The organism is Rhizobium sp. 01L419 (assembly GCF_056400025.1).
In genome coordinates, this window is the sequence record NZ_JBFTSM010000043.1 from 1 (window position 1) to 8,136 (window position 8,136).

An 8,136-nucleotide genomic window follows, 5' to 3' on the forward strand; every position below is an offset into this window, starting at 1 on the left:
TTCCCGCATCTGACGATCCTGGAAAACTGCACGCTGGCGCCGATCTGGGTGCGCAAGATGCCGAAGAAGCAGGCCGAAGATATCGCCATGCACTTCTTGAAGCGCGTCAAGATTCCCGAGCAGGCCAACAAATATCCGGGCCAGCTTTCGGGTGGCCAGCAGCAGCGCGTGGCGATTGCCCGCTCGCTCTGCATGAACCCGAAGATCATGCTGTTCGACGAGCCGACCTCGGCGCTCGATCCGGAGATGATCAAGGAAGTGCTGGACACGATGGTGGGCCTTGCCGAAGAAGGCATGACGATGCTCTGCGTCACCCACGAAATGGGGTTTGCCCGCCAGGTTGCGAACCGTGTGATCTTCATGGACCAGGGCCAGATCGTCGAGCAGAATTCGCCGGCTGAATTCTTCGACAATCCTCAGCACGAGCGCACCAAGCTGTTCCTCAGCCAGATCCTGCACTGATCGGACGCGCATGGAGATTCAAAACCCGCCGACTGATTGCCGGCGGGTTTTTCGTGCAGTTTACTAAAGCTTGTCAGTATCCATGAGATCGGCTTGCCACGCTCTTTAGGTCTTTGTTTTACGCATGTCTTTAGCGGGAGGCGGCGGAGCGCAGCAGCCCGCAAAGTCCTGCAAGCTCCGGGTCGTAGCCTCCGGAAACAGATATGTCCCGGCAGCGGATCAGCATCTTGCGCCGGTCATTGACAGGCATTGTCTTGAAACGCTCGACAACCGCCGAGGACGTACTGTTGGCCCCGGCCACTGAGCCGGCTCCGTCACCGACTTCATCAGCGGCGCCGCCAGGGCCGAGATTCAAGCCATTCGGCCCGAAAAGCGCAGAGCTTGTTCCATCTTCGCCGCCGAGGCGAACATCGACATTTGCGCCTGTACCAGAGCCGCCGAGAGCAAGTGCGTTGACTTTTGCGTCGAGACTGCGGCTGCCACCCGCACCAAGATCAACGTTGGCATTGACGCCATCTCGCCCGCCGACGTCAGCATCCACATCAGCGTTCACGCCGTTGACGCCGCCGACGGAGGCGTTCGCTTTCGTGTTTAAACCGCCTGAGTTGGCCGATGCGCCCACATCCGCACTTATGCCTCCAACATTGGCAGAAACACCAAGATCGAGCGCTCGTGCAGTGGCGGCAGGTAATGACAAAACGATGCAGGCCGAAGCAAAAAACGCAAGCGACCGCATGTGAGAAATGCACTTCATGACTTCCTCCGTTTTTCGACAAACCGAGGAACGCGCGTACCTTCGATCGAGCGGGCCGTCCTCCATCGGAATAACCCGTGCGGATTAAACGCGGTCAAGTTGCGAATGTTTTCGGCGGAGCTCTCAAAAATATAGAATAGTTAATATATTCTAAAATAACTATCTGACCCCGCTTCAAAATGGGTCAAATATAGCCCCTTTGGATGAGCGCGGCCGGCCTGCTCGCCGGCCGCAATGGTCGTATAACCCTCAATCAGATCAGTTGCTTGCGTCGTTCGGACGGGATTTCCGCGCCTCGGCGCTACTGGAGGAGGCTGTTTTGCCATCCGGTTGCTGGCCGAAGTAAGTGCCGCCAAGATGTCCTCCGGCACTGGTGTTCTCTACCTGCCGCTCTGTTTTCTTGCGGATTTCGTCCGCATCGGTTTTGCTCATTCTCATCTCCGTTGTTCGAAAAATGGACATCTGGACAACCGATGCGGCCCGATAGGGCTCCATAAAAGATTGCCGCGGCGGCCTGGCACAGGCGAGTCTCGGAACCAAAATGACTGCGAAGACTTTCCTGCCTTGGTTATGACAAAGCCGACGGTATATCCTTCCTGCGATATCAAAGGAGACGAAAATGAAAAAGATACTCGCGACCACAATCGCCGCAGCCTCTTTGCTCCAGGCTTTTGCCATGAGCGCCAGCGCAGCGGACTTGGTGCGGCGGGAGCCGCCGGTAGCTCCCGATGTAAGCGGGGGCGTAAAGATCGGCTACCTCGCTTGCGATATCGGCGGCGGCATAGGCTATGTGCTCGGGTCTTCCAAGCAGATCGATTGCGTCTTCCAGCCGACCAGCAGCAACGAATCGCCTGAGCACTACAGTGGTGCGTTGCGCAAGTTCGGCGTGGATCTCGGCTTTACCACACGTGGCCGCTTGCTTTGGGCAGTGTTTGCGCCGACGGCCGGCTATCACCGCGGCTCGTTGGCTGGCCTCTACCAGGGCGCGACCGCTGAAGCCACACTCGTCGGCGGCATCGGCACCAACGTGCTCTTCGGCGGCACTTCCGGCTCGGTCCACCTGCAGACGATCAGCGTCACCGGCCAGCTCGGCATCAATGTTGCCGCGACAGGCACATCCATGACGCTATCGCCTGAGAGCTAAGCGGCTACGAGCGAAGAAAACAAAAGCCGGCGGTGCATCGGATATGACGATGCACCGCCGGCTTAATTCTTGCTGCCGATTGCAATGTAGCGCTTGGCCACAGTCGCGATATCTAGCAAATTCTCTGGAAAACTGGCGACCCCTGCAGGACTCGAACCTGCGACCTGCTGCTTAGAAGGCAGCTGCTCTATCCAGTTGAGCTAAGGGGCCATCTGTATGCCGCGATCCGCGGCATCAGGCATATTCTGTATCAAACCGAAGACGGATCAGTGCGTCCAGGGCTGTGTGCGCGTATAGCGGAAGTTATCCGGATAAGCGACGACCTGGCGTGCAGGCTCCTTTGGAGCGATAACGCGGTATTCGATCCCGCTGCGCTTGGCATAGGCTTCAGCAAGCTCCTGCGTTTCGAAGGTCAGCTTCAGCTGCTGGCGCATATCGCCTGAAGACGTGTAGCCCATGATCGGGTCGATCTTGCGCGGCTGCTCCTGATCGAACTCCAGCACCCAGAGGTGGGTTTTTGCCTTGCCGGACTGCATTGCGGTCTTGGCCGGACGATAGATCTTAGCAGACATGACTGCAGCGCCTCCGATATGCGGGCAACGCCCGCCTTTCATAACTCAACCTGGAACCAGGCTTTCTTCCACACCGAACATGGCAGGAAGAAGTGAATTTTGCTTATCCGCAAATCCCCGTTTTTTCAAGGGAAAAGCGCCGCTGCTGCCGCATTGGCAGGTGGGCGAAACCGAACGCCGCGTGGCGCGTTTCTTATACAGAGCGCTTGATGCGCAGCCCTTATTCGCCGCCGGGTGTGGATAAGCGGGCAATTCTGTTACACAATCCGAAATGTTTCGGATTGTTGCATGTTTTGATCGCTTTCTAATTGTTATAAGCGGCATAGGCGACTAGGGTACCTACCAACCGTTGTGACACGGGTGAGAGCGATGAGAACCTCGGCAGAATTCCATGCCATCATGATTGGAGCAAGTATCACTGCGTTTTTCTACGCGGCGATCAGCTATGCTCAATATGTCGGCCTGCTTGCTCAGGGCTGAATCACGGCACACGTGAGCAGGCGTGCTTGCGAAGCGATGGCATCGCCACCATTTTCCTGACCAGGAAACTTCCTGAGCAAAAATCGGCACGGTAGCCAAAGGGCCTCCACAAACCGCGAAGCCGATCTCAAATTACAGAAATATTGCGAGAAAAATGGTCGGAGTGGAGAGATTCGAACTCCCGACCCTCTGGTCCCAAACCAGATGCGCTACCAGACTGCGCTACACTCCGAGCCTTTGATTGCAGCGGGAATACACGCTTCCCCCTGCCCTAGCAACCCCATAAATCCACCTCAGCCGGCAGATTTCACAGGCTTACTTCGCCTTTTTTGTTGTCGTGGCGCTGACGAGACGGTCGCCAGGGCGGATATTGAGCTTGTGGGCCGTGCCGGCGTTCACCTCGACCACATAGCGGACCTCACCCATCGAATCGATGAGGTCGCGGGAATAGGGCTTTGCGTCTTCCTTGATATGGGTGATGACGCCCCTGCCATCGGCGAAAAGCATGTCGAGCGGCAGGACGGTATTTTCCATCCACATGGTGACGCGCCGCGACACGCCGAAATCAAAGATCATGCCAGCGTCTTCAGCCATCGCCTTGCGGAACATCAGGCCATAGGCGCGCTGGTCGCCGCTAGCAGCGATCTCCACGGTGAAGTGCAGCATTTTGCCGGCAGCCGTCTGGATGATCAGCGGCTCTTTATCGAAGTGCATGTCCTGCTGCGCAAATGCCGGCAGAGCGACCATGAAAAAAAGCGCCATCAAGGCGCTTCTCATCATCTCGACAGAGACCAGGCCACGCATCAATGAGACCGGCCGACCGGGCTCGGAACGTCAGGATGGATCTCCGCAGCCATCAGCCCCTTCTCGCCATCACCGAAGCGCACCAGTACCACCTGGCCGGGGCGCAGTTCGGTGAGGCCGAAGCGGCGGAGCGTTTCCATATGCACGAAGATGTCTTCCGTGCCCTCACCGCGTGTCAGGAAGCCGAAGCCCTTGGTGCGGTTGAACCACTTCACCAGGGCGCGCTCGAGGCCACTGGTTGCCGTGACCTGCACATGGGTGCGAACCGGCGGCATCTGCGAGGGATGGATCGCAGTCGACTGATCCATGGAGAGGATCTTGAAGGCCTGGAAGCCACGCTCGCGGCGCTGGATGAGAGCAACGATGCGGGTGCCCTCAAGAATGGTCTGGTAGCCGTCGCGCCTCAGGCAGGTTACGTGCAACAGCACATCCTGCATGCCGTTGTCGGGAACGATGAAGCCAAAACCCTTGGCCACGTCGAACCATTTCACCACGCCGGTGATTTCAACGAGGTCAACCGGTTCTCCCGACAACTCTTCAAGGTCGGTAAAGCCATTCGATGAAATCCTGTCAGCCATGTCGCCAGCCCCTCAATACGCGTCACACTGTTACGGTTAACTGATTCTTGAAATCAAGATTAACATCTTGGTAACGGATAAGCGCAAGTCCTAGTTTTCGGTTATTCCCAACTGTACATTTTATAGCGATGACTTGCCCGAAGCTGGTGTCCGTTACCCAGACGGGCTAGCCTGAAAAGAGAGAGGAAACAAAATGCGTTATCTCCACACCATGGTTCGCGTCAAAGATCTCGACGCCTCCCTCCATTTTTACTCCACCCTGTTCGGTCTCGAGGAAATCCGCCGCCATGAGAACGAGAAGGGCCGCTTCACGCTCGTTTTCCTGGCTGCCCGGGACGATATCGACCGTGCCCGTAGCGAAAAGACTCCCTGCCTCGAACTTACCTATAACTGGGACAAGGAGGATTATACCGGAGGACGCAATTTCGGTCACCTCGCCTATGAGGTGGATGACATCTACGCGATTTGCCAGAAATTGATGGATAGCGGTATTACGATTAACCGTCCCCCGCGCGACGGTAATATGGCCTTCGTGCGTTCGCCTGACGGCATCTCAATCGAGATTCTGCAAAAGGGCGAGAAACTGGCCCCGACCGAGCCCTGGCTTTCGATGGGCAATACCGGCGCCTGGTAAGCCAAGCTGCGGGCAAGCTTCACGCGGCATTCTCCGGCTCACTCGTAACGGAAGTGCGCTTTCGGGCGCCTTCCGCATTCACCGGAGATTTCGCGGTTGACCAAGAATAACAAGCGGATTGCCAATCCGCGCCGGCAGGCTGTCGGTGCTTTGCTGATCGCCAGCTCTGTCCTGGCGCTTTCCGGCTGCGTTTCCGACAAGAAGGCACCTGATTCGGCCGCCGTCGCCACACCGGCTGCAGCAGGACAGCCGGCGCCCCAGCTGGCAGCGGCAATGCCGGCCGCATCTCCCACAGCGTCTAAACAGCTCTATCGCGACCCGATGCTGACGAATGTCTCCGGTGCCGATCCGCAGGTCGCCGCGCAGGATCCGAATGCGGCGCCGGTCCCGCCCGTCGATCCTGCCATGCAGCAGCAGCAACCGTCCAATATCGGCGGTCTCGTCCTGCAATCGACGCGAATCAACGCGCAGGCGATGAGCATTTTCTCCGATCATCCAGCGCCGCCACAGAACAACTCGACCTCCACGGTCATCCAGCCGCAGGGCGCCAACGCTTACGCACCTCAGAACGCGGTTCCGAGATCGAGCGTGTTCAGCGCGCCCGAGCCACAGCAGGGCGAGATGCTGCCGCAGCGATCGTCGCAGAATACCAGCACGAAGTTTGCGCCTGATCAGACAGCCTCCCTTGCCAGCGGGGATATCCCGGGATCGACGATGAATGCGCTCTACAGCGCGCCGAAGCAGAATCTGCTCAGCAGCCTTTCCGGGCTCTTGCAGAAGGCATCGCTGCCGGGCATGACGCGTATCGCGCCAAACGGCCTGCATGTGCAGAACGACAACGTCCAGGTCGGCTGCTTCAAGCCCGATCTCATGCGGGTCATCAAGACGGTCGAGACTCATTTCGGCAAGCCAGTCGTCGTGACATCGGGCTACCGCGATCCGCAGCATAACCGGGAAGTCGGCGGCGCCGAGGAATCGATGCACAAGAGCTGTGAGGCGGCCGATATCCAGGTCGACGGCATCAGCAAATGGGATATTGCCCAATATATCCGCTCGCTGCCGAACCGCGGTGGCGTCGGCACCTATTGCCATACGGATTCGGTCCACCTGGACACCGGCAATGCCCGCGATTGGAACTGGGGCTGCGGCCGCAAGAGCGCGCCGATTGCCTCGGCACGGGCGATCTGACTTTCAACTCTTTGAAAGCATGACGTGGGGGAAGCGGCCGGCACCAAATTTCCGATGGCCGCCGCAGCCCGTTGATTTGGCTCGAATAATCTTCATTTGCTACCAGCGGAACAGCCTGTCATTTTTTTGCAAAATTTCGAATTTGCCGCTTGCGGGATCGGAAGTGCCTGACTATAAGGGCGCCACCACAGCACGCGCCCTTCGTCTATCGGTTAGGACGACAGATTTTCATTCTGTAAAGAGGGGTTCGACTCCCCTAGGGCGTGCCACTAATTTGTAAAATCAGATAGCTGCGGAACAAGTGGGACAAAAACTGCCCCACTGGGCTTTTTATATGTTTTTCCGATTTTCCTCACCGAATTGAGCGTTTACGCAACGCTGTTGAGCGTCTGACGCTTCTTCGTTAGATCCTCCGGGGTAATCTTCTCGAAGTATTCGCTATCGGTCATCAGCGGCTCGACAGCTTTGTTCTGTGGCGCCGTCAGAGACCCGCGCTCAGCGTTTGCCAACACCTCCAGGATCTCCACGGGCAGGCTTGGAACCACCTCTGTTGATCAGAGGCTCGACCTGCTTAATGGCGATTGTCTGTTGGATTCCGGTTCCGGGAGAGCGCGGCGATCGACGCCCGAGTTTCGTTCGCGAGCGCCGTGACGCGGCATCGATGCCTTTGGAGCCTGTACGCATCTCCGCTTCGAGGTCGGCCTGCCGGCGCCCGAGATTGGTCACTCGCTCACCGAGTTGGGCTGTGATGTCATCCGTATAGGTGCGGTAGGCATCATTGGTGTTCCTCATGTCGTCTGCCATCCTTTTTGTGCCCTGGCTTTTCAATGTGAATGCTATGCGAATGCGAAAAAAGCCGCCCGAACAGAGCGGCAAGTGATTAACGATGAATTATGATCAAGGTACGTGGCCCGCCGCCATGCTCAGCTCTGACGAGGTGGCAATGGGGAGCCCGGTCAGCATGAGGGATCGGGTCTCTGCCGATCTCAATATTTCGCGAAGAATTCTTGAAAATCAGGTCTGAAAAATTATCTCGAATCCCGATTTCCGATTATGGAGGGTTCGTATGATTGCACGTCACTTGAGAGGGCGCGATCAACCGATGACATCGGAAGACCTCGCCATTTGCCAGCGCGTTCTGGATACCGTGAAGGACGAATTTAAACTGGACGCCGATGACGAAGAGACGGTGCGCGCCGCCGCGATTATCATCGAGCCTTACCGTCAACGGGTTCACAACTTCGATCAGCTCAAAGTGTTGGTCTTTGCCGCAAGAGGCAAGATCTGATCGGAGCCTTTGAGCGTCGGCGAAGTTTCGCGGATGTGGCCACGCGCCTCATAGACCCTTTGACCCTTCGATCAACTCCGCTGCTGGAGTGCCCCCCATTTCGCCGGACAGATCAGCTATTGAGACAATGCTTTGATGAACTCCCTTGGGGAGGCCATTTTCAGCGCTGAGTGTGGGTGGATTTCATTATAGTCTTCGATCCATCCGTCGATCTTCCGGAGGGCTGTTGCGG

The 8,136-nt window shown here is 57.3% G+C and carries 13 protein-coding genes and 3 tRNA genes; 6 read left to right on the top strand and 10 right to left on the bottom strand.

The window, feature by feature from the left end:
* The coding region (locus AC1DUP_RS36510; RefSeq protein WP_477836367.1) for an amino acid ABC transporter ATP-binding protein at window positions 1-462 on the top strand (462 nt) is incomplete at its 5' end.
* Window positions 463-592: 130 nt separating this feature from the next.
* On the opposite strand, the gene AC1DUP_RS36515 is transcribed toward AC1DUP_RS36510, so the two are convergent.
* Window positions 593-1,282, bottom strand: coding sequence for a hypothetical protein (locus AC1DUP_RS36515; RefSeq protein ID WP_477837339.1), 690 nt, complete (start codon window positions 1,280-1,282; stop codon window positions 593-595).
* A gap of 192 nt (window positions 1,283-1,474) precedes the next feature.
* Entirely contained in the window at window positions 1,475-1,648 is a 174-nt protein-coding gene (locus AC1DUP_RS36520; RefSeq protein ID WP_477837341.1) for a hypothetical protein, read from the bottom strand.
* 187 nt (window positions 1,649-1,835) lie between these two features.
* Here AC1DUP_RS36520 and AC1DUP_RS36525 point away from each other — a divergent pair, with 187 nt between their 5' ends.
* Window positions 1,836-2,360 carry a DUF992 domain-containing protein gene (locus tag AC1DUP_RS36525; protein WP_113310183.1) on the top strand — a complete coding sequence of 175 codons (525 nt, stop codon included), beginning with the start codon at window positions 1,836-1,838 and terminating at the stop codon, window positions 2,358-2,360.
* A 133-nt stretch (window positions 2,361-2,493) separates the two neighbouring features.
* On the opposite strand, the gene AC1DUP_RS36530 is transcribed toward AC1DUP_RS36525, so the two are convergent.
* From AC1DUP_RS36530 to AC1DUP_RS36550, 5 genes are all read right to left on the bottom strand, one after another.
* A tRNA-Arg gene (locus AC1DUP_RS36530) sits at window positions 2,494-2,570 on the bottom strand.
* 56 nt (window positions 2,571-2,626) lie between these two features.
* On the bottom strand, window positions 2,627-2,932 hold the full coding sequence (locus AC1DUP_RS36535; RefSeq protein ID WP_113295742.1) for an ETC complex I subunit: 306 nt from the start codon (window positions 2,930-2,932) through the stop codon (window positions 2,627-2,629).
* 635 nt (window positions 2,933-3,567) lie between these two features.
* A tRNA-Pro gene (locus tag AC1DUP_RS36540) sits at window positions 3,568-3,644 on the bottom strand.
* An 83-nt stretch (window positions 3,645-3,727) separates the two neighbouring features.
* Window positions 3,728-4,216: a DUF192 domain-containing protein gene (locus tag AC1DUP_RS36545; RefSeq protein ID WP_477837343.1), complete on the bottom strand. Its 489-nt coding sequence runs from the start codon at window positions 4,214-4,216 to the stop codon at window positions 3,728-3,730.
* Complete coding sequence (locus AC1DUP_RS36550) at window positions 4,216-4,794, bottom strand: cold-shock protein (protein WP_007827433.1); 579 nt, start codon at window positions 4,792-4,794, stop codon at window positions 4,216-4,218. The genes AC1DUP_RS36545 and AC1DUP_RS36550 overlap by 1 nt, the downstream gene beginning before the upstream one ends.
* Window positions 4,795-4,987: 193 nt before the next feature.
* Here AC1DUP_RS36550 and gloA point away from each other — a divergent pair, with 193 nt between their 5' ends.
* The 3 genes from gloA (at window position 4,988) to AC1DUP_RS36565 (ending at window position 6,885) form a co-directional block, all read left to right on the top strand.
* On the top strand, window positions 4,988-5,428 hold the full coding sequence (gloA, locus tag AC1DUP_RS36555) for a lactoylglutathione lyase (protein WP_113295659.1): 441 nt from the start codon (window positions 4,988-4,990) through the stop codon (window positions 5,426-5,428).
* Window positions 5,429-5,524: 96 nt separating this feature from the next.
* Window positions 5,525-6,616, top strand: a complete 1,092-nt coding sequence (locus AC1DUP_RS36560) for a YcbK family protein (protein WP_477837346.1) — start codon at window positions 5,525-5,527, stop codon at window positions 6,614-6,616.
* Window positions 6,617-6,810: 194 nt separating this feature from the next.
* Window positions 6,811-6,885, top strand: a tRNA-Glu gene (locus AC1DUP_RS36565).
* A 99-nt stretch (window positions 6,886-6,984) separates the two neighbouring features.
* Here AC1DUP_RS36565 and AC1DUP_RS36570 read toward each other — a convergent pair.
* Window positions 6,985-7,128 (bottom strand): hypothetical protein, encoded by a 144-nt coding sequence (locus AC1DUP_RS36570; protein ID WP_477837347.1) that lies wholly within the window; start codon window positions 7,126-7,128, stop codon window positions 6,985-6,987.
* Window positions 7,112-7,408 (bottom strand): hypothetical protein, encoded by a 297-nt coding sequence (locus AC1DUP_RS36575; RefSeq protein ID WP_477837349.1) that lies wholly within the window; start codon window positions 7,406-7,408, stop codon window positions 7,112-7,114. The genes AC1DUP_RS36570 and AC1DUP_RS36575 overlap by 17 nt, the downstream gene beginning before the upstream one ends.
* Window positions 7,409-7,682: 274 nt before the next feature.
* Between AC1DUP_RS36575 and AC1DUP_RS36580 the strand changes: the two genes are divergently transcribed.
* Complete coding sequence (locus AC1DUP_RS36580; RefSeq protein ID WP_477837351.1) at window positions 7,683-7,904, top strand: hypothetical protein; 222 nt, start codon at window positions 7,683-7,685, stop codon at window positions 7,902-7,904.
* A 116-nt stretch (window positions 7,905-8,020) separates the two neighbouring features.
* Here the strand turns inward: AC1DUP_RS36580 and AC1DUP_RS36585 are convergent.
* Window positions 8,021-8,136: integrase core domain-containing protein (locus AC1DUP_RS36585; RefSeq protein WP_477832141.1), on the bottom strand; the 116-nt coding region annotated here is incomplete at its 5' end.

Excerpts from the sequence above, each read along its gene's own strand:
- AC1DUP_RS36575 (WP_477837349.1), bottom strand. The coding sequence starts at position 7,408 with ATGAGGAACACCAATGATGCCTACCGCACCTATACGGATGACATCACA.
- AC1DUP_RS36550 (WP_007827433.1), bottom strand. The coding sequence starts at position 4,794 with ATGGCTGACAGGATTTCATCGAATGGCTTTACCGACCTTGAAGAGTTG.
- AC1DUP_RS36525 (WP_113310183.1), top strand. The coding sequence starts at position 1,836 with ATGAAAAAGATACTCGCGACCACAATCGCCGCAGCCTCTTTGCTCCAG.
- AC1DUP_RS36520 (WP_477837341.1), bottom strand. The coding sequence starts at position 1,648 with ATGAGCAAAACCGATGCGGACGAAATCCGCAAGAAAACAGAGCGGCAG.
- AC1DUP_RS36535 (WP_113295742.1), bottom strand. The coding sequence starts at position 2,932 with ATGTCTGCTAAGATCTATCGTCCGGCCAAGACCGCAATGCAGTCCGGC.
- AC1DUP_RS36515 (WP_477837339.1), bottom strand. The coding sequence starts at position 1,282 with ATGGAGGACGGCCCGCTCGATCGAAGGTACGCGCGTTCCTCGGTTTGT.
- gloA (WP_113295659.1), top strand. The coding sequence starts at position 4,988 with ATGCGTTATCTCCACACCATGGTTCGCGTCAAAGATCTCGACGCCTCC.
- AC1DUP_RS36545 (WP_477837343.1), bottom strand. The coding sequence starts at position 4,216 with ATGCGTGGCCTGGTCTCTGTCGAGATGATGAGAAGCGCCTTGATGGCG.
- AC1DUP_RS36580 (WP_477837351.1), top strand. The coding sequence starts at position 7,683 with ATGATTGCACGTCACTTGAGAGGGCGCGATCAACCGATGACATCGGAA.